Here is a 22389-nt window from a genome sequence, read left to right as displayed (position 1 = left end):
AATTAAGTCATGGACGGGATCATACCTAAGATCGTCTCAATGATGACTGTTAAAATAGGAACTGCCATGACCAAGATGAGAATTTTGCCGCCAAGTTCTATTTTTGATGCAATGGCGCCTTGTCCAGCATCTTTTGTCAGCTGGGCGCCAAATTCCGCAATATAGGCAATGCCAATAATTTTTAAAATGGTTTCAACATACTTCATGTTGACACCGGCACTTGCCGCAATTTTTTCTATCATCGAGATAATGGCATAGATTTGATCTATTAAATAAAGAAAGATCACACACCCTGTAAATACAACAAGCAAAAAGGCGAAGGTTGGCTTTTGTTCTTTGACGATTAATGCTAAAAAAGTAGCGATTAAACCAAGTCCAACAATTTGTATGATTTCGATTTGTAAGCCCTCCCCTATCCTTGAAATAGAAATACGGCTTTAATCTTTTTAAACAAATCATCTACAATGGTTGCTACCATAAACAAAATGTAGATAAACCCAAGCAGCGTGACCCACTGAGCGTACTCCTTTTTCCCCATTTGATCTAAAATCGTATGGAGGAATGCCACAACGATGCCTACTCCCGCAATTTGAAAAATGACGTTTACATCAACGCCCATGCTCTCGACTCCCTTCCTCTCACATCAATAAAAGAATCAGTAGTAATCCGCTTAAAAATCCGAGGCTTCTGACCATTTTTTCATTTTTGGCTTGGGCGATTTCAGCTTCCTTCTCCTCCGATTCCAAATGACCTAAAGCAAGCTTGATATATTTTTGCTGAGACGTGACATCATGCTGGCCAAGTGTTTCTCCAAAGTGCTTCAGTGCCTCATATTCGCCTTTTTTTAAGACGGTTTTTTTCCAAACATCCTCAAGACTCTCATTCCATGCATGCCGTGCAGAAAAAGTTCCACCTTTCAGCTTTTCTGCAAATTGTTCAAATAACCGATTCACAGGAGTGCCTACTTGTGACGCAATTTGCTCTGCTGCACGCGCTAGAGGTGTTTGACCATACATAATTTCAGCTTCAAGAGACTGGAGCGCAAACCGGAGCTGTCGAATTTGTTTCGGCCGGTCGCTATATCGTTTGGCAAACTCGAACCCTCCCCAAGTCGTAGCCGCGACAATCAAGATAGCGCCAATGAGCTTTAACATACGTCCACTCCCCGCCTCCATTTCATCTCTTGTCCGCCTTGGTCATATATTCGTCCGATCGTGCCGGGACCGTCCTTGCGATTTAATTCAACATAACGCTCAAACACACGAAGCTCCCATAGCGGTTTCAATGATGGACGTTTATATACATCTTCAAGTGAATAGCCATGAACGGAAACGATAATGGTGACCCCCGCATGAATCGCTTCTAAAAGTGCCTGCACATCCTCGCGTTTGCCGATTTCATCGACAATCATGATCTCTGGACTCATAGACCGAATCATCATCATCAAGCCCTCAGCCTTTGGACACGCATCGAGCACATCTACCCGGTGTCCAAACTGGTGCTGCGGCACCCCTCTTATACACCCAGCGATTTCTGAACGCTCATCTATAATGCCTGTTTTTTTAGGAGGAATTGCTTTTGTGCCCGTACTAGCCAGTCTTGCTATATCTCGCAATAATGTCGTTTTCCCTGTTTGCGGTGGACCGATGATCAGTGTATTGCACCAGTGCTCATCATATAAATAAGGAAGAAAGGGAAGCGCAATCCCGACTTTTTCTTTTGCGATGCGGATATTAAATGAAGAGATATCTCTTAATCCTTTGACAATGCCGTTTTCAACGATCACCTTTCCTGCAAGTCCCACCCGGTGCCCGCCTGAAATGGTGATGTAGCCTTGCTTTAGCTCCTCTTCAAGTGTGTACATGCTGTAATTGCTCAGCCTGCCTAATAACTGAGACGCATCTTCTCCTGTTGTGTGATAAGAAAGAAAGCGCGGTTTTCCTCTTTGCATTAATTCAATAGGACGATCCGTGCGAATGCGGATTTCTTCTATTTGATCCCATTCTGCTTCTTTTAGCAGTCTAAGTTCTTGTCCAATCGAGTGCGGGAGAATATCCAACAAGCTCCGCAACGAATTCCCCTCCTTTTTTTCTTCTCTAAAATGTATGATCGGAGCCGCTAATTATGCCAAGCCGTTTTACTTATAAATCCCAACAAGAATAAATACGACACCAATGAAAATAAAGACGAGCTTGGCATAGGATAGCTGCCCTGCGATTTGATAGATTCCAATCGTCATCGTGATAATAAAAATGAGCGGCCCAATGATCGCCAATATACTATTAATGACAACCGCTTTTCGGACATCATTTGTGACTAAAATGAGGATGGCGGCTGTCATTTCAATCGCTGCTGATAAAAACCTCATGCCTGCCATCGCAGCGACTGATGGATGGATGCCCGGGAGAAATTGTTTCATACTAGAACCTCCAGCTTTTTTTACACTATATGCTTGTCTAGCTGGAAGTAGTCTTGTTTTTCGGAAAGGAAAAGAGATGAATGAGAGAATTGAGAGAAGGCGTACCTTTTGGGGGAGTCTTACATGTTTTACAATAAAAAAAGACTGTAAACACGAGGTTTACAGTCTTTTTTCGTTCATTACGCTCTTGACACGTATGAACCGTCTGATGTATTAATGACTAGTTTATCTCCTTGGTTCACAAAGAAAGGAACGTTGACGATTAAACCAGTTTCTGTTTTTGCAGGTTTTGATCCGCCTGATGTCGTGTCACCTTTAATACCAGGCTCTGTTTCTACTACTTCTAGTTCTACCGTGTTTGGAAGTTCTACTCCAAGTGTTTCAGCACCATACATCACAATGTGAACCGACATATTTTCTAGCAAATATTTCAGCTCATCTTTAATTTGTGTTTCACTTAGTTCAAGCTGCTCATAAGAACTTGTATCCATGAAGACATGTTGATCGCCATTTGCATATAAATATTGCATTGTTTTTGTTTCGATTTGAGCTTTCGCTACTTTTTCGCCTGCACGGAATGTTTTTTCTTGAATAGCACCAGTACGCAGGTTACGCAGTTTCGAACGAACAAACGCTGCGCCTTTCCCTGGCTTTACGTGTTGGAAATCCACTACACGCCAAATACCGCCGTCCACTTCAATTGTCAGGCCTGTACGAAAATCGTTTACTGAAATCATTTTGTCATCCTCCTACATTTCACCATCATAATATGATAAGTTCTTTCGGTGAGTGGGTCAATCGTTTATTGCCGTCAGCTGTCAGGACAATATCATCCTCAATTCTCACGCCGCCGACATCCGGCAAGTAAATTCCCGGTTCAACTGTCACGACCATTCCCTCTTCTAAAACGACCTCTGATCGTAAGGAAAGGCCTGGCGCTTCATGTACTTCCATCCCTAGCCCGTGGCCAGTTGAATGCCCGAAGTATTGACCATAGCCATACTTTTCAATGATGTCACGTGTGATGCGATCAGCTTCTTTTCCTGTTAAGCCTGGCTTGATTTTATCCACACCAGCGTTTTCTGCTTCTAATACGATATGATAAATTTCCTTTAACTTATTGCTCGGTGTGCCAACAGCAATCGTTCTTGTCATATCAGAACAATACCCTTTATAGTAAGCACCGAAATCGAGTGTAACTAAATCACCAGATTCAATCACCTTTTCACTCGCTCTTCCGTGCGGCAGGCTTGAACGAACACCTGAGGCGACAATCATATCGAATGAAGATCCTTCAGCGCCTTCTTTTCTCATGAAAAATTCAAGCTCGTTCATGACAGCAATTTCCGTCAAGCCCGGCTTGATGTAAGTGAGAATATGATCAAAGGCGTGATCTGCAATCTTCGCAGCTTCCTCTAATATCTTAATCTCTTCACTAGACTTAATCAAGCGCAACTTTTCAACTGATTCTGAGACCGGAACAAGCTCAATATCACCTGTTTTCTCTGCATACTGCTGGTACGTGGCAAATGTCATATGGTTTTGTTCAAATCCAAGGCGTTTGATCCCAAATTCCTTTGCCGTTTGAGCTGCGGTTTCTGCGATATTTCCTTTATGTTCAATAATGTCGAAGCCTTTTACTTGGTCCTTCGCTTGCTCTGTATAACGGAAATCCGTGATAAAAGCTGCCCGATCCTTTGAAACAACGGCGAGACCGGCTGAACCAGTAAAGCTGGTCATATACTGTAAATTAAAGCTGCTCGTAATGACTAGACCATCGATCTCTAATTCAGATAAAAGTGTTCTTAACTTTTTAAGTTTCATGATACTGCTCCCCCTTCACTCACTAAATAACGAATCGCCAATTTATACCCTTCTAAACCAAGACCAACGATTTGCCCTTGACATACTGGAGCAAGTACAGAATGATGGCGGAATTCCTCTCTCTTATGAACGTTTGAGATATGTACTTCAACGACGGATAAAGAAATACTTGCAATGGCATCTCTCAGGGCATAGCTGTAATGTGTAAAAGCCCCCGGGTTAAATACGACTCCATCGTACTGATCTTCTGCCTCGTGGAGCGCATCAATCAAATCTCCTTCGTGATTTGATTGAAAGAACGTTAACTGGATATTGGCTCTTTCTGCAAACTGGAACAAATCTGTCTCTAAATCTGTCAGCGTCTTACTTCCGTAAACAGCCGGCTCTCTTTTGCCAAGCCTATTTAAATTCGGCCCATTCAGCACAAGAAAATGAGGCATACAACCACTCCTTCACCCTAATTCAATCTATATCGAGATCTGTTTCTTTTTCCTTAGAAACCTTTCGTTTCCAAAAATATTTTATCATATGAATAGGTGATTTACACTTTATTCTGTCTTTTTCCCGAGTGCCCTCGCAAGCTTTTGACTCGTTAATTCATTATATTCAAACGAAATACTGTACCCGACAAACATGCCGTATAAAATATATAGGCAAAATGTCGTGACGATGGTGCTTTGCTGCAAATCTTGTACTTGCTTTACATCTGGGAAAATCGGGTTAAATACGTAAAAAACGATCAGCCATAAAAGCGCGCCATATATCAGCCCCATCCAATAGCCTTTGATCCGTTTCAAAAGCCCATAATAAATAAAGGCTGCTCCGATCGATAAAACCCCTAAAAGCACAATACTGATAAAAGTACCAAGGCCGCCCTTTTTCCACTCTCCGAGTACAAAAGGCTGAAGGAGCATATTGGGACTCACCTCTGAGAAATGAAACATATGGGTCAGAAACCCGATAAAGCCCCAAAAAACACCGCCAACAAAGCCTGTCGCAGCTGCTCTTGCCAATAGCGATGACGTTTGTACAGACTGATTGTTCTCTTCTTGGTTTTTCTTTTCATCACGTTTCATTTGTGAACACCTCCAGCAAGTAGTATGTCCAAAATGTCATAAAAAAAAGGATTTCCATACGTGAGTGTAAAATTTTTATAACAGGGTATACTGGCTAAAAAGAGGTAGATAGAATTCTAGTAGATAATCGACCTGTGCGCTAGTGATTTCCCTACATTTCCTGTACAATAAAGGTATAAGGAAATGCATGTAAATTACAGGAAACAGGCAGGTTGATGAAATATGTCCAATCAAACAAAACCTCCAGCATATGGAGGGCAGGCAGTTGTCGAAGGTGTCATGTTCGGAGGTAAAAAGAACTATGTGACAGCGATTCGGCGTAAGGATCAGTCCATTGAGTTTTTAAAGCTTCCCCGGACCTTCAATAAACGAACCGCCTTTCTCAAGAAAATCCCCTTTGTCAGGGGTGTTGTTGCACTTGTTGAAGCAAGCGCAAATGGCAGTAAGCACTTGAACTTCTCCAGCGAGCGCTATGACTTAGATCCTTCAGAAGATCATACTCTTGAAAAAGAACAACAAAGCTCAAAATTATCTATGATTTTCGGCATTGCTGTGATCGGAGTTCTCTCTCTCCTCTTTAGTAAATTTGTCTTTACCCTAGTACCTGTCTTTTTAGCTGAACTTGTGCGGCCCGTCTTTTCAGGGAATTTCGCACAAATCGCAGTTGAAACATTCTTTAAACTGGTCCTGTTATTAGGCTATATTTACTTTATTTCCATGACCCCTTTAATTAAAAGGGTATTTCAATATCATGGCGCAGAACATAAAGTCATAAACTGCTATGAACAGAATCTTGACATCACAGTGGAAAATGTCCAAAAACAATCACGTCTTCATTATCGATGCGGTAGCAGCTTTATTTTATTCACTGTCATTGTCGGAATGTTCGTCTATTTACTCGTACCGACAGATCCTTTATGGGTGAGAATTCTGAATCGCTTGGCGCTCATTCCAGTTGTTCTCGGCATTTCATTTGAAGTGCTTCAGCTTACGAACAAACTCCGAGAAGTGCCTGTGCTGAAAGTGCTTGGCTATCCTGGCCTTTGGCTGCAATTGCTGACAACAAAAGAACCTTCTGACGATCAAGTCGAGGTAGCCATTGCAAGTTTTAATGAACTTCTTCGTTTAGAGGAAGCATCTGAGAAACAAGCGTCAGATTCTGCTCATCAAGTGATCTAACTTATAAATCCGGTAAATTCCTTCGGAGGTGGACAGTTATGAATCGCCGAGTACATCCTGCTTTTACCATTATTTTCGCTTTAGGTGTTTTGGGATTTGTGTATTCACTCACAACGAATCCAGGCAGACTTTTTACAATGCTGCTATCAGTTGTGATCATTGGAGCGGTTATGTTTTTCTTATTTAGATGGCTGATGAATCGAAGAACTGGAACAGAGGGCAATCTTTATCGTAAAGCAGTCAAACAATCAAAACGTCGCTACCAGCAGCCTAAACCAAAAACGAAAAGCCAGATGAAAAATCGGGTCACTCATTTGCGAAGCGTGCCGACTGACCACAAGTCTAAGCCCGTCCTTCTCAAAAAGAAAAGCCAAACACAGTTAACTGTGATTGAAGGCAAGAAAAACAAAAAGAAGAATCGCGCTTTGTTTTAAAATGTCCAGCTTTTTAAAAATTGCTCGGCCTTCTGTCTGCCTAGATCGACGAGCGCCTTTTTCTTTTCTGTCATCAGCTGAAAATCAGTGGCAATGACGTGTTCTACAGGAATAAAAATCACATGACGTTCGTGTTTTGTGGCAATGTGTCTTTCGTCATGAGCACCACGCATCGTTTCAAAAAGAGCGCCAAACAGTTCAAACGCATTGCGGATGGAGTGTTGAGGGCGTTCTTTTTCGTTTGGGGTTAGTGTGACACCGACGAACGGTCTTTTTTTCTCTTCGGCAAACAACCAAATTGGAAAATTACTAAGCACGCCTCCATCCACAATGGTACAAATGCCTTTTGATGACTTTAGTTTGACAGGCTCGAAAAAATACGGCAGACTGCAGCTCATCCGGATTGCCCTTGCAACAGAAAAACGCTCTGGATTTAAGCCGTATGAAGGAAGGTCGTCTGGCAGCACGAGAATTTTTCCATTTGTTAAATCAGAGGCAACAATTTTCAGCGAATCTTTTTTGAGATCCCCAAATACGGTGACCCCCTTTCGTTTCAACACATCTGTCAGCCATTTTTCCAGCCGGTCGCCTTTGTACAAACCGAGGCGCCAGTAAATGGAGACCCACCTAAGCATTTTAAATGGAATGAATTGACATCTCCTATCAAGCAACTGATGTTCATCCATTTCATCTAAAAGCCCCCGAATCTCCTGACTTGTAAAGCCTGCCACGATGAGTGAAGCAATGATCGCTCCAGCACTTGTACCAGCAAGGCGGACAAATTGATATCCTCTCGCTTCAAGCGCTTCATAGGCACCCGCAAGTGCTGCCCCTTTAATGCCTCCACCTGAGAACACACCATCTATCTTCATCGAGGAGCCCCCTTTGATATCACGCTATTAATAGTGTAAGAGCATATGCTTTCAATTAGAACTTTAATCAAAAAGGACACCCATGCTGAGGGTGTCCTTTTTCTTAAGATTCTTGATTTGTTTGTTCGTTCTTCTTTTGAATCGCTTTCAGCTGAACAGATCGCTCGTCGTTTTCTTCAAAGAATTGAACGAGATCGCCGATACGGTCAATGCTGTTCCAGCTGAGATGATGTTCAATGCCTTCTACATCATCATAAATTTTCTCTTCATCTACACCAATGATTCTTAAAAATTGCTCTAGCAGTTCATGTCTGTATACGAGACGTTTTCCAATTTTTTTGCCTTTCGGGGTTAAAATTAGACCACGATACTTCTCATAAATGAGGTATTCATCTTTATCTAGCTTCTGAACCATTTTTGTTACAGAGGAGGGATGGACAGCGAGTGCTTCTGCAATATCAGAGACTCTGGCATATCCTTTTTCTTCTATCAGCATATATATTTGTTCAATGTAATCTTCCATACTAGGTGTAGTCATAAAACCCCTCCATAATGCACCTTTACTTAATAATCATAACAATTCTACACCATCGCCCATTAAAAAACAAGGAGTGTCCACTGTCTTTAACGCTTGTAATTCCACTCGTCTGATGCATATTTCGTTTTGGCAAGGTGGTGGACAAATGCTAGCTCTTCATCTGTCAGCTCATAAGGCACAAGCTCAATATTTAATCCTTTTTCAAATCCTCGTTTAAACGCCACACGCGCATCATCTATTGTACAGGTTCGGTCTGAGATTTCATTGATTGCGACCGCTTTGTTTTTAAAGCTTCTCTGCATCCGCTCTCTCACACGGTCGTTTGGATAAAGAAATAAATCGAACAATTTGTCCTCATCAAGGTCAATTAAGATGGAGCCGTGCTGGAGGATCACTCCTTTTTGTCTCGTTTGAGCACTGCCTGCTACCTTTCTGCCTTCTACGACAAGCTCGTACCAGGAAGGGGCATCAAAGCATACAGACGATCTTGGATTTTTTAAGCTTTCTTTTTCTTTATCTGTTCGAGGAATGGCAAAATACGCATCGAGTCCCAGTTCTTTAAAGCCCTCTAAAATGCCTTCTGAAATGACGCGGTATGCCTCTGTCACCGTCGCCGGCATTTCTGGGTGTTCCTCTGACACAATCACACTGTAGGTCAGCTCCTGATCATGAAGAACCCCCCGCCCTCCAGTTGGTCTGCGCACAAACCCAAGGCCATAACGCTCGACTGCTTCCATGTTGATTTCTTTTTCAACATGCTGAAAATACCCAACAGACAATGTCGCCGGATTCCATCCATAAAAACGGATGACAGGCGGGATGAGCTTCTCACTATGCCAATAAAGCAAGGCTTCATCCATTGCCATGTTAAAGGCAGGGTCTTGATTTCCTGTATCAATGAAACACCATTTCTCTTTTTGCATATAAAAATCCCTTCTCTTTTACGTAGTCAATGTTAGATGATGGTCACAGCCACCGATATTCTCTCTTCATCAGTCTATCAAATAGGGAACGAATTGAAAATAATTCTGACCATTTATGATGACAAGTTTCTTTTGCTTTACTATAATAGTATTTGTCTAAAACGTACCATCAGACAGGCCACTGTGCTGATGCTCAAGAAGGAGTCGAGTTGTATTGTCAATGTTCAACTATATCGTCCTCTCACTTTGTGGACTTTTCGTTCTTTATTCTGTCGGCAGCTACATTTATCAGCAGCGTATTATGAAAACGCTGACGGAAGCAGAATTTATTAAAGGTTACCGCAAAGCTCAACTCATTGATGTGAGAGAGCCAAATGAGTTTGATGGCGGACATATTTTAGGGGCAAGAAACATCCCCCTTTCCCAGCTAAAACAGCGCAAAAATGAAATTCGTCCTGACAAGCCTGTTTATCTCTATTGCCAAAACAATTTGAGAAGCGGAAAAGCAGCGCAAACTTTACGTAAAAACGGCTGTCGTGAGATTTATAATTTAAAAGGCGGCTTTAAAAAATGGGGCGGCCGCATCAAAACAAAGAACTAACAAAAAAGACTCTGGGAGCATGATCCCCCCTGAGTCTTTTTTCTTTATCTTTCAAAAACGAGAACTGGATTTCGCGCGGCCTTTGTTTCGTCCATTCGTTTGACGACTGTTGTATGCGGCGCTTCCTGTACCACTTCTGGATTTTCTTCTGCTTCTTTGGCAATCTGAATCATTGCTTCGATAAAGGCATCAAGAGTTTCTTTTGATTCTGTTTCAGTTGGTTCAATCATGATACATTCCTCTACATTGAGCGGGAAGTAGATCGTTGGCGGATGATAGCCAAAATCAAGTAATCGTTTGGCAATATCCAGTGTACGCACACCTAATTTTTTCTGACGTTTACCTGAAAGGACAAATTCATGCTTACAGTGACGGTCAAATGGCAAATCGAAATGAGTACTTAAACGGCGCATCATATAGTTCGCATTTAACACAGCATTATCAGTTACAGCCTTTAAGCCGTCTGGACCCATAGAGCGAATATACGCATACGCTCTGACATTAATGCCGAAGTTGCCATAGAACGGCTTCACGCGGCCAATTGATTCTGGTCGATCATCATCGAAGTAAAAGCGGCCTTCTTTCTTCACAAGCACCGGCTTTGGCAAGTACGGAATCAAATCCTTTTTGACGCCTACAGGACCTGAACCAGGGCCTCCGCCTCCATGTGGACCTGTAAAGGTTTTATGAAGATTTAAGTGAACAACGTCAAAGCCCATATCCCCCGGTCTTGCTCTGCTCAAAACGGCATTCAAGTTGGCTCCGTCATAATAAAGCTTGCCGCCAGCTCCGTGAACGATTTCAGCCATTTCTAAAATATTTTCTTCGAATAGGCCAAGTGTATTTGGATTCGTCAGCATTAAAGCCGCAGTTTCTTCATTGACAACACGGCGCAGGTCCTCTAAATCAACAAGCCCATTTTCATCAGATGCGACGGTAATGGTTTCAAATCCGGCCACTGTCGCAGATGCTGGGTTCGTTCCATGGGCAGAATCCGGTACAATGACTTTTGTTCGCTTATGGTCTCCTCTTGCTTCATGGTACGCACGGATCATCATGAGTCCTGTCCATTCTCCGTGTGCTCCTGCCGCAGGCTGTAATGTCACAGCGTCCATACCCGTAATTTCTTCAAGATGATCACCTAGGTCATACAGCAATTCTAATGCTCCCTGCACAGTGTCCGCCTCCTGTAGTGGATGGACTTGCGCGAAGCCTGCAAAGCGTGCAACCTTTTCATTAATCTTTGGATTATATTTCATCGTACAAGAGCCAAGAGGATAAAATCCGGAATCGACCCCGTGATTACGTCTTGATAATGCTGTATAATGACGCATAATATCAAGTTCAGATACTTCAGGAAGCTCCGCATCCTCATGACGGATATACGCCTCATCAAATAAGGACGGGATCTCCTGTTCAGGTACATCTAAATCAGGCAGGCTATAACCAATTCTTCCTTCTTTGGATAATTCAAAAATAAGCGGCTGATCTTGTTTATTCATGGCGATCCCCCAATTCCTTAATGAACGTATCAATTTCTTCTTTCGTTCTTAGCTCTGTCACGGCGACGAGCATGTGATGTTGAAGCGCTGGGTAGTCTCTCCCTAAGTCATAGCCGCCGATGATTCCTTTTTCAAGCAATCGTTTATTGGCTTCTTTTACAGGTTCTTGTAATTTGATGACAAATTCATTGAAATGGGCCCCTTCTACATCAGCAAGCAGTCCATATGCTTCTGCCTGCGTCTTCGCATAGTGAGCTTTTTGCACGTTTTGATAGGCGATGTCTTTGATGCCTGTTTTTCCGAGCGCTGTCATGGCAACGGAAGCGGCTAATGCATTTAATGCCTGATTCGAACAAATATTAGACGTCGCTTTATCTCTCCGAATATGCTGCTCACGCGCTTGAAGGGTTAGTACAAACCCACGAACACCATTTTCGTCTTCTGTCTGCCCGACTAAACGGCCTGGCACTTTTCGCATCAACTTTTTCGTGACAGCAAAATATCCGCAATGCGGCCCGCCAAACGCTGCTGGAATGCCAAACGGCTGTGCATCACCAACGACAATATCCGCTCCAAGTTTTCCTGGCGGCGTCAGTAACCCGAGTGCAAGTGGGTTACTAGAAACAACGAACAGACTTTTTCCTTTATGCGCAATGGGTTCGATGTCTTTTAACGGTTCGACGACACCAAAAAAGTTTGGATATTGCACAAGAACTGCTGCTGTCTCGTCGCAGACGGCCTCTTCTAATGCTGCTAGGTCCGTCTGCCCTTTTTTGGCAGGCACTTCAACAACTTCGATGTGCTGTCCTTTGGCGTATGTTTTTAGCACGGCTCTTGATTCAGGGTGAACCGTTTCAGAAACAACCACTTTTTTCTTTTTTGTATGTCCAGCAGCTAGCATCGCCGCTTCAGCTAATGCCGTCCCGCCGTCATACATCGAGGAGTTAGCAAGATCCATACCCGTCAGCTCAGCAATCATTGTTTGAAATTCAAAAATGGCTTGTAGTTCACCTTGCGAAATCTCCGGCTGATAAGGTGTGTATGCTGTATAAAATTCAGAACGTGAGATGACATGATCCACAATGACAGGCTGATAATGATCATATACACCGGCACCAAGAAACGATGCATAGGAAACCGTATCTTTATTCTTTGCAGCTAATCGGGATAATTCCCTTACAAGCTCTGTTTCAGATGCGGCCGCTTTAATGTTGTATGCTCCTTTAAATCTCACTTTTTCTGGGATATCTGAAAAAAGCTCATCGATTGACTGAACGCCGATGACATCCAGCATTTCTTTTTGATCTTGCTCGGTTTGCGGCAAATACCTGTGCTTCATCCTCTATTCCCCCTCGTTATTTGGCTCTTTTATAAAATGGTGTTGCGACGATTTTTGCTTTTAGACGTTTTTTGCGAACTTGTACTTCTATCTCTGTTCCAAGCTGCGCCTGAGAAGATTCGATTAAAGCAAGCCCGACATTTTTCTTTAATGTTGGGGATTGTGTGCCTGTGGTGACAACTCCAATCTGCTTTTCTCCTGAGAAGACTGGATAGTCTGTGCGCGGAATCCCTTTATCTATCATTTCAATGCCGACAAGCTTTCGCTTCGGCCCTTCTTCTTTTTGCTTCTTGAGCGCTTCTTTGCCAATAAAATTGGCTTCTTTATCTGTTTTGACCGCAAAGCCAATCCCGCCTTCTAATGGAGAGATCTCCTTTGTCAGCTCCTGTCCATAAAGCGGAAGTCTTGCTTCAAATCTCAAGGTGTCACGCGCACCGAGCCCGCACGGTATTAACCCTTTGGGCTCGCCTGCTTTCAATAAAACCGACCAAATGTGGACCGCATCTTCTGACTGGCAGTAGATTTCAAAGCCGTCTTCCCCTGTGTAGCCCGTTCTTGAAACAAGCACCTCTTTTTGAGCAACCTCAGCTTTTGATAAAAATGTAAATGGCTTGAGCGATGTCACTTCTTCACCCGCTACATCTTTCATGATGTCAGCGGCAAGAGGTCCTTGAAGGGCTAGCAAGGCGATTTGATCAGAGACATTTTGGATCAATACGTCGTTCTCCTCTTGATGCTGAAGCAGCCATTCCACATCTTTTTCGATATTCGATGCATTAATGACAAGCAAATAATCGTTCTTTTCTTTTTGATAGACGAGCAGATCATCCACTGTCCCGCCATCTTCATAGCACATGGCTGTATATAGTGCCTTGCCGTTTGTCAGCTTCGACACATCATTGGTTAATAACCTTTGTAAAAAAGGAAGGGCGTCTTGACCTTTGATTTCCACCTCACCCATGTGAGACACATCAAAAAGCCCTGCCTTTGTTCGAACAGCTTCGTGCTCTTCTTTAATGGAAGAAAATTGGACAGGTAATTCCCAGCCCCCGAAGTCAATGGTTTTTGCGCCAAACGTTTCATACGCATGAAAAAGCGGTGTTCGTTTCAACATCAATCGTTTCCCCCTTTTTTCTTTCAGTGCAGATCTCAAGCTGAATTTTCAGAAAAAAATCACAGCAAAAAAGGACAGAGCGCTCCCTTTTATCAAAAAGAAGTCTCTGTCCTTGCACCTGAAAGTTTACAGCACAACATCATTGTGCGTTTTCCCCTTTGGTGGTTTGCTAAAAAACGATGAGCAAACACTCTCCAGAGTTGCGTCCGGTAAGAGTACTTTTGCCTGAGAGATTCACTGAAACGATTCAGCTTGCTCCTTCGGCGCCTGCCAGTGCTAAATAACCGCCAAGTCTCTCCTCATACCATCATCCGCTCATATTCTTCACATTTATTGGACATACTATCAAAATGGGTGACTTATTTTCTAGATCACTTACCAACATCCTACCATTAGAAACGGATGAAGAGCAACAGAAAAATCATTAACATTTTTTAAACAACCACTCATTATCGTTCGCTTTTATTCAAATATCTAGTCTTTTCAAGACCTCTTAAAAAATGAAGCGTTTAAATACAGAACAATTTTATCCTTAACCTACTAGAAAGGCAGGCGATCACATTGAAGATTCAAACGGTTTTTGATCAGGAATGGGCAAGTGAATTTCAGCAGCGGCTTTCAGCAGACGGACCATGGGCGAACTGGGAAATGTACCGTTTAGCGACGCAGGTCCAAAAAGTCACAGCCATTGATTCATTTGAAGGACTGCAAGCTCCTGCCCATCTGCCTGCATTCACCCCTTTAAAACATCAGCTTGAAGTTGCCAGAAGAGTCGTAGAAGAGATGAACGGAAAAGCCATTTTAGCAGATGAAGTGGGACTTGGAAAAACCGTAGAAGCAGGACTTATTATCAAAGAATACATGATTCGTGGACTTGCCAAAAAAATTCTCATACTCGTTCCCGCCTCTCTTGTATCTCAATGGGTACAGGAGCTGCGCACGAAATTTTATATTGATGCTGTCGAACAAAAAAAGAGCTACGTGTGGGAGCAGTGTGACGTCGTGGTTTCCTCCATTGATACAGCTAAAAGGCAGCCGCATCGAGATACCATTTTATCCATTGCCTACGATATGGTCATTATCGATGAAGCACACAAACTGAAAAACAATAAAACGAAAAACTATGAATTTGTGAGAAATCTAAATAAGAAATTCTGCTTGCTGCTGACAGCGACGCCTATCCAAAACCGTATCGGAGAAATATTTAATCTCGTTTCCCTTCTGAAGCCAGGTCACCTAGGAAATGAACATCAGTTTAAAGATGTCTTTGCCAAAAAGGATTTACAGCTAGAAGACCATGACCGTTTAAAACAGCTTGTGAATAAAGTGATGATTCGTAACCGAAGACAAGACACGGGCATCGAGTGGACAAAACGGCATGTCAAAACGATTTCCATTGATTTCTCTCCGACGGAACAAGCATTATATGATGAAATCTGCAAGCTGAAAGAGAACCCATCTTATACGAAACACATGTTTTCCATCATGACCTTGGAACGAGAATGCTGTTCAAGCCGTGAGGCGGTCTATATGACAATTAAAAAAATGCAGGAAGATGAAAAACATATCCTTGGATCCTCTGCTATAGCGCAAATTATGGAGAAAATCAACCAAGTGCAGCAAAACACAAAGGCGCTTGAAGTCGTCAAGCTTATTCAGCAGTTAAATGAAAAGGTCATTATTTTCACCGAATACCGCGCGACACAAATTTATTTACAATGGTTTCTTCAGCAAAATGGCATCAGCTCCGTTCCTTTTCGGGGCGGCTTTAAGCGGGGCAAAAAAGATTGGATGAAAGATTTATTTAGAGAACGGGCGCAAGTGTTAATTGCTACAGAAGCAGGCGGCGAAGGAATCAACCTTCAGTTTTGTAATCAGATCATCAACTACGATCTTCCGTGGAATCCGATGCGGCTAGAACAGCGGATTGGACGTATCCACCGCCTTGGACAAGAGCGGGATGTCCACATTTACAATATGGCTACTAACGGTACCGTCGAGGAACACATCTTAAAGCTTTTATATGAAAAAATTCAGCTGTTTGAAAACGTCATTGGCGATCTAGATGATATCTTGACGCGAATCGATATCAAAGATGCCGAAACAGAACTGCATCAGATTCTTTTTCATCATGAATCAGATGGAGACATGAACAAGAAATTAACCCAGTTTGCTTCCTATTTAACAGAAGCAAAAACACCGCTTTTAGAAAAAAGACAGCAAGGCTCATAAAGGAGAGTTGATCAATGAAGCAGCGTGACATACATACCTTTCTTCTCCGTTTCTTTCAGGCAAATCAATGCGATATATTGGAAGAAAGCGCAGGACATATGAACGTACAACTGACCATCGATATGGATAAATTGATAATGAACCGCCCTTTTTATTGGCACTGGCTTGAAAAAACTGGTGGTGTTCCGGAGCCGCGGCAATTGACCCTCATCACCGATCAAAAAATAGTGGATGACACCATTGAGGGTGAATTTATCCACTTCGGCTCCCCTCGTTTATTTCAGATTTTTGAAGCCGTCAAACAGCAGGGTCGATTTATCCGGCTCTATGAACGAGTCACTCCGCTCATGGCCAACCAGATCGCACTCGAGCCTTGGCTTGGTCTCAATGTGAAAATTTCTTATCTCGCAGATCGAAAGAAGGATAAGCTTTTATCACTAGGACTTCATCTCATACGAGGAGAAGTCGTTGAACAATTTCAAGAAAAGCTGGAAACCCGTAAGCTGTCATCTCAAATTCCCGATTACTGCTTTACGATGAGTACAATGATCAAGCCAGAAAGCGGAGTCAAACGGCTCTACAGTTTAATGGAGCATTACGCCCATGAGGAACCAGATGATTGGGCGGTAAGAGCTGTTCAAAAATGGAAAGAAGACACTGAACTTTTAAACCAATTTTATGAAGGGACTTCAGACACGTCTGTAGAATATGAAATAGAAAGACAAGCACTCAAAACTTTATACGAACCAAAAATCAGTCTTACGATTGAAAATGGCGGACTTTTTTACTTACAGCAAAAAAGAGGAGGTTGATCCATAGGGCCCCTCCCTTTCATGTGACGTACAATTTTCGATCAGCCAAAAGCAACGTTTGTCTGTTTGTATTGGGCGGAAAAATGACGCAAGCAAACTACGAGGTCTTACCACCTGTGTCTTTCCATTTCATGCGTTAAGTGCCTGAAATACATGATTCAGTATTTTAGGAGGGTATTTGTATGGAAAAGAAAACGAACATATTAGACAGTGAATGGGTTCAATTATTACTTGAAGCTCGTAAAGCAGGGCTAACAGTGGAAGAAGTCCGTCAATTCCTCAAATCAAGTGAAAAGTCCTCTGAGTCTCACCCTCTGGTAAGAAGTCATTCTATCAAACCTTTCTGAATGTGCTATAATATCGAAAGGAAGGTGATGACATTGATTGGCCAGCGTATTAAACAATACCGCAATGAAAAAGGCTACTCACTATCAGAACTGGCCGAAAAGGCTGGGGTAGCGAAGTCTTATTTAAGCTCAATAGAAAGAAACTTGCAAACAAACCCCTCCATTCAATTTCTTGAAAAAGTCTCCGCTGTTCTGGACGTCTCGGTTCATACACTGTTACACGAAAAAGATGAAACCGAATACGATGGTCAATTAGATAGTGAATGGGAAAAACTAGTTCGAGATGCAATGACATCAGGGGTTTCGAAAAAGCAATTTCGTGAATTTTTAGATTATCAAATCTGGAGAAAAAAGCAAGAAGAGGAGTAAAGCGCACATTTTAGCGCATACTCCTCCAATTGCTATGCAGAACTTGATATCAGTCTAAAGACTGGCTTTATTTTTTATCTTCGCTGTGTGCTTTTTCGTTTTCTTTCACGTAGCCTTTTTCATCCGTATGCTTTTTGGGATTGATCGTTAAACCATTCCACTGAGTCGCTTCGAAGGAAAGATCAATTTGAATCGCATCGCCTTGGTATTTATTTTGGATATAGTGACCAGCTTTATCCTTCGTCTGGTCATTGACAAATTCAATGATCATTTCCATTTTATCGTAATCAAACGGGTTCTTTGGTATGCCGTCATACTCTGGAGCCACTGTTCCATCAACAGTTGCTACATTAATCTTCCCGCTTTCATGTAAAAACTTCTCATCGACGGCATGACGAAGCTTTTCAAATGCGGTCTGATCCTGTTTTGCCGTTAGTTGATGCAAGTCAAGCAGGTTTGCAGCGTCTAAGATAATATTTTTCGGATAACCATTTCCACCTTCAGCTCCGACCGTCAGAACACTTACCTGAAACTGGCTAAGAAATTCTTCAGCTGTATTCTTACTGCCATTTTTTGCGGAAGCTCCGTCTTGAAACTGGCTGTAATCAAGACTCATCAGCACTTGATTGATCGCAAGCGATCCTTTATTTTCAAAATTAAATTCTTTTTTGATCCGATCACCAGGTTTTAAGTTTGAAAGGTTGATGGCGCCGGAGTTCTCTTTTGCAGATAAATCCAGCTCTCCTGTCGAGTAGACCGCGTTTGCCGTTTCAACATCGTTAAACGCCGCCCATGTCCCCCCACCGATTAATGCCAGGCCTAAAGCCCCTGATAATACACCTAAACGAATTGATCTTTTCTTTGCCATGAATGAACCCCCTAATAAATTGTTTTATTGAAACCTAATTAGGTTACAAACGAAAATTTAAGCTTGTTCCTCTGACATATGTAAATCAGCTGTGCGTCTTCGGTGTTTTGCAGCGCCCACAAAATGAAGAGTTGAATAAACGAGCAGCATCACACCTGGTATAATGAGCAGCAACGCGGTTCCAGCAGAAGTCCCAGCATACGAAAGAAGCTTTCCTGCATAAGGAATGTTCACACCCGTATACTGCGCAGCTACCTGATCCGCTTTTACTAGCGTGCCGTCCCGATACATATTGTTGTCACCTTTCGTCTCAAAGGCTTTTTTTGCTCCTTTTCCTTTCACCCCAACAATTCGGTGGGTCACATAAGACTGGTCCTGTTTTGTTTGAAACGTGATAATATCTCCTTTTTTAAGCGACTCAGGTGAAGTCACTTCTTTTACAGCAATGAGAGAGCCAGTTGAAAATTCTGGTTCCATTGAGCCAGATAATACTTGCTTGAATTGAAAACCGAAAATTTGAGGATCTCCTCCTGTAGTTCTTGATGACAATACGACAATAATACATGCAATCATCACCGTGAATACCACCACATAAAGAATACTTCCAGACATCTTCATCCATTTTTTCATGACCTCTTCTCCCCTTCGCCTATCATTGTTTCATTAAAAAAGACAGCTCTATTTAAGATACCTTTTCTTGACACTTTACGAGCTGCATATATTTAGACCATATAAATGCTTTTTCAGACCCACCAAAACCTTTAGGATAATAAATTTTAAACGCATAAATTCCATTCGTTTTTGCTTTATCTGTCGTGACAGTCACTGTTTCTTGTGAAAGAAGGGATTTTATAGAACCTTTTTCAAGAATATGACCATCTTGTAACGGCTTCTGCTCACTTTTCACTTTATGTAATTCCCATTTCCATTCAGAGTGTGCAATAGATTGTCCACTATTTTTTAATGTCATGCTCAAGCTTTGAGGCGCACAGACTGTTCCTTTGATCATTGTTTGATCGATGAGTTCCAAATGACTTCTATCCCATTTGGCAGGCTGACAATGCTGATCCGTCTGTTCAAAATTTTCGCATGTTTTCATGACAAAGTTTGAGTGCTCAACATCGTTAAAAGAAGCGTTCGTTGTTGAGATCAAGAGAGACGTGAAAATCAAACAAATGGCACAAAAAAGTACAAAGAGCGACTGTTTCATTCATTCTCCAACTCCTTGAACGATTGTTCTTTAATAAGAACGATTACATACAGTATAAGGAAATACCTATAAAACCCAAAACGTCAAATTAGTCCATTTTGTTCTTAAACAAGAATGATTACGAGAAAATTCTTCCATTTTCTCATTCTTTCGCCGTATTCAATATTTTTTTGTGTGACATTTGTACTTCTTAAAAATTTACATAAAAGTGCAGCATTTGGTCAGAATAATAGCAGGTGAGGTGATGTGAAGTGAAATATGGAAAGATGATAATCATGCTCTGTTTACTGTTGATTCCTATGATACAAGACACCAACCCTGCGGATGCGAGAGGTTTCACTGCCGCCGCAGATCAATGGGAAACACGGGCAGTCAAAGAAGCAAAGAAGCGATATCCTCTAACGCAAGTCTTATTCAAACAAAAAGTATGGGACCGTCATCGCGAGAAGGAATCTGTGAAACAGTATCATATTACATTAAAAGACCACACCAAAGAATTTGGGGTATATGTCACTATTTCTTATAATCCCTACTCAAACAAGGTCAATAAAGTGATTGTTGTGGAAGAATACAGCTAAATAGGCATAAAAAAACCGCCTGCTGGCGGCTTTTTACTTTTGTCGATGTCGCTTACGTTTTTTTAGCATCATTGAAAACCCAAACGGCAGAACCCCAAATAAACGCTGTGAAAATGGCGGTTTCATTTCCATTTTCTCTTGTTTATGTTCCTTCCGTTCGTCACGTGGTGTATTCATATATTTAATGATTTCCTGTGTCATATATTTTACATAGTCATTTGTTTTCAAGCACATTCACCTCTTCTTTCTTCAAGTGTTACCAGGAAGAGGATCATTTTATACACTGGCTATTCACTGTTTGCCCATTTCATGATTTCACGGGTCTTCCAATTTAGCACGAGTTCCCGCTCATCTGATAAACCATCCTTTGTTTTCACACTGACTAACATGTGGATATGCTTTTTCTTTTGATCGCATGTCACCTGCTTTAATGTCACTCGTCCTTCTTCAGTGTCAATAGGGGTATGCTGCTTTTCACACAACCGATGTAATGTACTGGCAGCTTCATTCGCACCCACCCTGAAAAGCTGCTGTTTTTTATAAAATGAAATCGTCAGCTCTGCACTTCTCAGCTCTCTTTGAAACCCCATCGTCATCGCCCCTAGAATCAAGAGAAAAAATAGAATCGCAGCCAGTACTTGCGGATAGATAAATCCTCCTTCCCTTTTCACGATGTAGGTACCACCCCTTTATATATGAAAAAAACGGCTTCATACACCTTACCAGATTCATCTGTGACTTTAAGGATAGCTTTATGCTGATTTGTTCTTACGCGAAATTCTTTCACCTTTTGCAATAAAGGGAGATGGCCTGCTTGATCCATTCTCTTTCGAAGCATCTCTTGATATGGCTCAATCGTTACGACTCGCCCTTGATCAGACACATACTCTAACGCTTTACCTCCTTGCGCCGATCGAATAGCCGTTGCTCGGCTTAATTCCTCATCTAATTGCAGCACGGTCTGTCTCCACTCCATTTGTGAAAATCGGTTGACCTCTTCAAAAGGACGAGCTTTCTCAGCTGTAGAAAAGATCAGTACACAGCCAATTGAAAGGAACAAAAAGAGCTGCAATTGCCACAAAGCCTGGACAAGGGTAAAACCTTGTTCACCGTTCAGCAACATGGTGAAAGCATATGGTCTGCTTTTTATGTATCGTGTATGATACACATCCCTTCTCTTTACTCCAATTGAATACATATGTGATGTCGCCTCGCTTCTTTTTGACAGAAGTTTTTGTACCATCTATGAACAATTCATTCATCTGTTCATGCAAAATTTGGTAAGCTTCAAGTTTGGCTCTTATTTCATTTTTCCCTATCATGATTTTTTCATAAGCTGGCATGAGCACAAGAGCTGCAAATAGGAAGATATGACAAGCAAACAGCGTTTCAATCGTACTAAACCCTCTATTGCTTTTGAACATGGATTCGCCCGCTTCCTAAATAGATCGTGAGCTTATACGTTTGACTGCCAAATTGAATAATGAGAGACCCGCCGCTGCTCGGATGTCCGTTTACATTAAAATAGATACCTTGTGGAAATGTAGAAGCCTTAATGCTTCCCTTTTGCTGCTGAAAAGAAGCAATGATTTCGCCATCCTTTTGATCGATTACCTGATACGATACATGTGGTGGATGGAATTCAACATACACACGTGTTTTTTTGACAAATGCAGTATAAGCAGCCAATTGAAAATCTTGTTTCATAATGTTCACTTGTCTTTTGGCTTCAGCGTCTTCTATTACATTTGGGATTTTCACTCCTATGATCGACAATAGTATCGATAGAACCAGTAAGATCATTAGCTGTTCTATGAGGGTAAAACCCTTTTCATGAAAAACTAATTTATTCATGCTTCACATGGCCGTTTTGAATGACAATCGCTTTTCCATTAGGACACGTTAATCCCTTTTTGACATAACCTTCTTTTTCTAATTCAGCTAAAGATGGTGTCTTGCCATCGTGCTCTAATTCATATGCCATCACCTGTGTGCTCACCATTGATTTAAGCCCCTCACAGCCCTTTGCTTGAATCGTTTGGTGGTGTCGAGTGATATTCGGAATGGTAATCAGTAAAAGAATTGAAATCACAAGCATGACAATTAACATTTCTAACAGAGTAAATCCTTTATCATTCATATTTTTGTCCTC

At 41.9% G+C, this 22389-nt stretch carries 32 protein-coding genes and 2 riboswitches; of the genes, 8 read left to right on the top strand and 24 right to left on the bottom strand.

The features are described 5' to 3' along the window. Positions 1–2: 2 nt before the first annotated feature. From spoIIIAD to ACQYAC_RS04975, 9 genes are all read right to left on the bottom strand, one after another. Positions 3–416, bottom strand: a complete 414-nt coding sequence (spoIIIAD, locus tag ACQYAC_RS05015) for a stage III sporulation protein AD (protein ID WP_144462743.1) — start codon at positions 414–416, stop codon at positions 3–5. Beyond that, positions 413–619 carry a stage III sporulation protein AC gene (spoIIIAC, locus tag ACQYAC_RS05010; RefSeq protein ID WP_003153142.1) on the bottom strand — a complete coding sequence of 69 codons (207 nt, stop codon included), beginning with the start codon at positions 617–619 and terminating at the stop codon, positions 413–415. Before spoIIIAC ends, spoIIIAD begins: the two co-directional genes overlap by 4 nt. Before the next feature lie 19 nt (positions 620–638). Then, positions 639–1154 carry a stage III sporulation protein SpoIIIAB gene (gene spoIIIAB, locus ACQYAC_RS05005; RefSeq protein WP_058014701.1) on the bottom strand — a complete coding sequence of 172 codons (516 nt, stop codon included), beginning with the start codon at positions 1152–1154 and terminating at the stop codon, positions 639–641. Then, the gene (gene spoIIIAA / locus ACQYAC_RS05000; RefSeq protein ID WP_061408532.1) at positions 1148–2071 is read right to left on the bottom strand and encodes a stage III sporulation protein AA; all 924 of its coding nucleotides are present in this window, start codon (positions 2069–2071) and stop codon (positions 1148–1150) included. The genes spoIIIAB and spoIIIAA overlap by 7 nt, the downstream gene beginning before the upstream one ends. A gap of 66 nt (positions 2072–2137) precedes the next feature. Further along, positions 2138–2419, bottom strand: coding sequence for a YqhV family protein (locus tag ACQYAC_RS04995; RefSeq protein ID WP_058014699.1), 282 nt, complete (start codon positions 2417–2419; stop codon positions 2138–2140). Positions 2420–2598: 179 nt separating this feature from the next. After that, positions 2599–3156 carry an elongation factor P gene (efp, locus tag ACQYAC_RS04990; protein WP_003215497.1) on the bottom strand — a complete coding sequence of 186 codons (558 nt, stop codon included), beginning with the start codon at positions 3154–3156 and terminating at the stop codon, positions 2599–2601. Positions 3157–3181: 25 nt separating this feature from the next. Further along, complete coding sequence (locus tag ACQYAC_RS04985) at positions 3182–4243, bottom strand: M24 family metallopeptidase (RefSeq protein ID WP_429942853.1); 1062 nt, start codon at positions 4241–4243, stop codon at positions 3182–3184. Next, complete coding sequence (aroQ, locus tag ACQYAC_RS04980) at positions 4240–4683, bottom strand: type II 3-dehydroquinate dehydratase (RefSeq protein WP_003215787.1); 444 nt, start codon at positions 4681–4683, stop codon at positions 4240–4242. Before aroQ ends, ACQYAC_RS04985 begins: the two co-directional genes overlap by 4 nt. A gap of 108 nt (positions 4684–4791) precedes the next feature. Further along, positions 4792–5319, bottom strand: coding sequence for a YqhR family membrane protein (locus tag ACQYAC_RS04975; RefSeq protein WP_058014697.1), 528 nt, complete (start codon positions 5317–5319; stop codon positions 4792–4794). 222 nt (positions 5320–5541) lie between these two features. On the opposite strand from ACQYAC_RS04975, the gene ACQYAC_RS04970 reads away from it, so the two are divergent. Next, positions 5542–6498 carry a DUF1385 domain-containing protein gene (locus tag ACQYAC_RS04970; RefSeq protein WP_268496886.1) on the top strand — a complete coding sequence of 319 codons (957 nt, stop codon included), beginning with the start codon at positions 5542–5544 and terminating at the stop codon, positions 6496–6498. A gap of 38 nt (positions 6499–6536) precedes the next feature. Beyond that, positions 6537–6932, top strand: coding sequence for an SA1362 family protein (locus ACQYAC_RS04965; RefSeq protein WP_429942851.1), 396 nt, complete (start codon positions 6537–6539; stop codon positions 6930–6932). Here ACQYAC_RS04965 and ACQYAC_RS04960 read toward each other — a convergent pair. The 3 genes from ACQYAC_RS04960 to ACQYAC_RS04950 form a co-directional block, all read right to left on the bottom strand. Next, a complete protein-coding gene (locus ACQYAC_RS04960) occupies positions 6929–7804 on the bottom strand; it encodes a patatin-like phospholipase family protein (RefSeq protein WP_429942850.1) in 876 nt (291 codons plus the stop codon). The genes ACQYAC_RS04965 and ACQYAC_RS04960 overlap by 4 nt on opposite strands. Positions 7805–7907: 103 nt before the next feature. Then, a complete protein-coding gene (gene mntR / locus ACQYAC_RS04955) occupies positions 7908–8342 on the bottom strand; it encodes a transcriptional regulator MntR (protein WP_003215946.1) in 435 nt (144 codons plus the stop codon). 86 nt (positions 8343–8428) lie between these two features. Next, positions 8429–9265 carry a lipoate--protein ligase family protein gene (locus ACQYAC_RS04950; RefSeq protein ID WP_003216009.1) on the bottom strand — a complete coding sequence of 279 codons (837 nt, stop codon included), beginning with the start codon at positions 9263–9265 and terminating at the stop codon, positions 8429–8431. A gap of 220 nt (positions 9266–9485) precedes the next feature. Between ACQYAC_RS04950 and ACQYAC_RS04945 the strand changes: the two genes are divergently transcribed. Next, on the top strand, positions 9486–9866 hold the full coding sequence (locus ACQYAC_RS04945; RefSeq protein ID WP_041816283.1) for a rhodanese-like domain-containing protein: 381 nt from the start codon (positions 9486–9488) through the stop codon (positions 9864–9866). A gap of 44 nt (positions 9867–9910) precedes the next feature. On the opposite strand, the gene gcvPB is transcribed toward ACQYAC_RS04945, so the two are convergent. Genes gcvPB through gcvT form a run of 3 tightly spaced genes read right to left on the bottom strand, consistent with a single transcriptional unit; the run spans position 9911 to position 13821 of the window. After that, positions 9911–11368: an aminomethyl-transferring glycine dehydrogenase subunit GcvPB gene (gene gcvPB / locus ACQYAC_RS04940; protein WP_058014693.1), complete on the bottom strand. Its 1458-nt coding sequence runs from the start codon at positions 11366–11368 to the stop codon at positions 9911–9913. Beyond that, a complete protein-coding gene (gene gcvPA, locus ACQYAC_RS04935) occupies positions 11361–12707 on the bottom strand; it encodes an aminomethyl-transferring glycine dehydrogenase subunit GcvPA (RefSeq protein ID WP_429942849.1) in 1347 nt (448 codons plus the stop codon). Before gcvPA ends, gcvPB begins: the two co-directional genes overlap by 8 nt. Before the next feature lie 16 nt (positions 12708–12723). Beyond that, positions 12724–13821 (bottom strand): glycine cleavage system aminomethyltransferase GcvT, encoded by a 1098-nt coding sequence (gcvT, locus tag ACQYAC_RS04930; RefSeq protein ID WP_323641008.1) that lies wholly within the window; start codon positions 13819–13821, stop codon positions 12724–12726. A 104-nt stretch (positions 13822–13925) separates the two neighbouring features. Further along, positions 13926–14021, bottom strand: a riboswitch (glycine riboswitch). A gap of 3 nt (positions 14022–14024) precedes the next feature. Then, positions 14025–14132, bottom strand: a riboswitch (glycine riboswitch). 250 nt (positions 14133–14382) lie between these two features. Between gcvT and ACQYAC_RS04925 the strand changes: the two genes are divergently transcribed. From ACQYAC_RS04925 to sinR, 4 genes are all read left to right on the top strand, one after another. Further along, positions 14383–16053 carry a DEAD/DEAH box helicase gene (locus ACQYAC_RS04925; protein ID WP_339163088.1) on the top strand — a complete coding sequence of 557 codons (1671 nt, stop codon included), beginning with the start codon at positions 14383–14385 and terminating at the stop codon, positions 16051–16053. Positions 16054–16067: 14 nt separating this feature from the next. Continuing rightward, entirely contained in the window at positions 16068–16865 is a 798-nt protein-coding gene (locus tag ACQYAC_RS04920) for a YqhG family protein (RefSeq protein ID WP_429942848.1), read from the top strand. A 182-nt stretch (positions 16866–17047) separates the two neighbouring features. Further along, positions 17048–17212 carry an anti-repressor SinI family protein gene (locus tag ACQYAC_RS04915; protein ID WP_003217357.1) on the top strand — a complete coding sequence of 55 codons (165 nt, stop codon included), beginning with the start codon at positions 17048–17050 and terminating at the stop codon, positions 17210–17212. Positions 17213–17245: 33 nt separating this feature from the next. Continuing rightward, positions 17246–17581: a transcriptional regulator SinR gene (gene sinR, locus ACQYAC_RS04910; RefSeq protein WP_012010555.1), complete on the top strand. Its 336-nt coding sequence runs from the start codon at positions 17246–17248 to the stop codon at positions 17579–17581. A 67-nt stretch (positions 17582–17648) separates the two neighbouring features. Here sinR and tasA read toward each other — a convergent pair whose 3' ends face one another. Genes tasA through tapA form a run of 3 tightly spaced genes read right to left on the bottom strand, consistent with a single transcriptional unit; the run spans position 17649 to position 19659 of the window. Then, on the bottom strand, positions 17649–18449 hold the full coding sequence (tasA, locus tag ACQYAC_RS04905; protein ID WP_429942847.1) for a biofilm matrix protein TasA: 801 nt from the start codon (positions 18447–18449) through the stop codon (positions 17649–17651). 57 nt (positions 18450–18506) lie between these two features. Continuing rightward, positions 18507–19079 (bottom strand): signal peptidase I SipW, encoded by a 573-nt coding sequence (gene sipW, locus ACQYAC_RS04900; RefSeq protein WP_429942846.1) that lies wholly within the window; start codon positions 19077–19079, stop codon positions 18507–18509. A 52-nt stretch (positions 19080–19131) separates the two neighbouring features. Beyond that, a complete protein-coding gene (tapA, locus tag ACQYAC_RS04895) occupies positions 19132–19659 on the bottom strand; it encodes an amyloid fiber anchoring/assembly protein TapA (protein ID WP_429942845.1) in 528 nt (175 codons plus the stop codon). A 299-nt stretch (positions 19660–19958) separates the two neighbouring features. Between tapA and ACQYAC_RS04890 the strand changes: the two genes are divergently transcribed. Beyond that, positions 19959–20237: a DUF3889 domain-containing protein gene (locus tag ACQYAC_RS04890; protein WP_234034921.1), complete on the top strand. Its 279-nt coding sequence runs from the start codon at positions 19959–19961 to the stop codon at positions 20235–20237. 33 nt (positions 20238–20270) lie between these two features. Here the strand turns inward: ACQYAC_RS04890 and ACQYAC_RS04885 are convergent, their stop codons facing one another. From ACQYAC_RS04885 to comGC, 6 genes are read right to left on the bottom strand one after another with little or no spacing between them, the layout of a single operon-like run. Next, positions 20271–20465: a YqzE family protein gene (locus ACQYAC_RS04885; RefSeq protein WP_429942844.1), complete on the bottom strand. Its 195-nt coding sequence runs from the start codon at positions 20463–20465 to the stop codon at positions 20271–20273. Between the two features lie 59 nt (positions 20466–20524). Continuing rightward, a complete protein-coding gene (locus ACQYAC_RS04880) occupies positions 20525–20908 on the bottom strand; it encodes a competence type IV pilus minor pilin ComGG (protein ID WP_058014684.1) in 384 nt (127 codons plus the stop codon). Beyond that, complete coding sequence (gene comGF / locus ACQYAC_RS04875) at positions 20905–21405, bottom strand: competence type IV pilus minor pilin ComGF (RefSeq protein ID WP_429942843.1); 501 nt, start codon at positions 21403–21405, stop codon at positions 20905–20907. The genes ACQYAC_RS04880 and comGF overlap by 4 nt, the downstream gene beginning before the upstream one ends. After that, positions 21344–21661, bottom strand: coding sequence for a competence type IV pilus minor pilin ComGE (gene comGE, locus ACQYAC_RS04870; RefSeq protein ID WP_058014682.1), 318 nt, complete (start codon positions 21659–21661; stop codon positions 21344–21346). Before comGE ends, comGF begins: the two co-directional genes overlap by 62 nt. After that, positions 21645–22091 (bottom strand): competence type IV pilus minor pilin ComGD, encoded by a 447-nt coding sequence (comGD, locus tag ACQYAC_RS04865; protein ID WP_429942842.1) that lies wholly within the window; start codon positions 22089–22091, stop codon positions 21645–21647. Before comGD ends, comGE begins: the two co-directional genes overlap by 17 nt. Continuing rightward, a complete protein-coding gene (gene comGC / locus ACQYAC_RS04860; RefSeq protein WP_003217322.1) occupies positions 22084–22377 on the bottom strand; it encodes a competence type IV pilus major pilin ComGC in 294 nt (97 codons plus the stop codon). Before comGC ends, comGD begins: the two co-directional genes overlap by 8 nt. Between the last annotated feature and the right edge of the window lie 12 nt (positions 22378–22389).

It is taken from the genome of Bacillus sp. MM09(2025), assembly GCF_050496725.1.
GTDB classification, from domain to species: Bacteria; Bacillota; Bacilli; order Bacillales; family Bacillaceae; genus Bacillus; species Bacillus pumilus.
The sequence above is the reverse complement of the archived record's forward strand: the minus strand, read 5'-3'. Positions and strand labels throughout refer to the sequence as shown.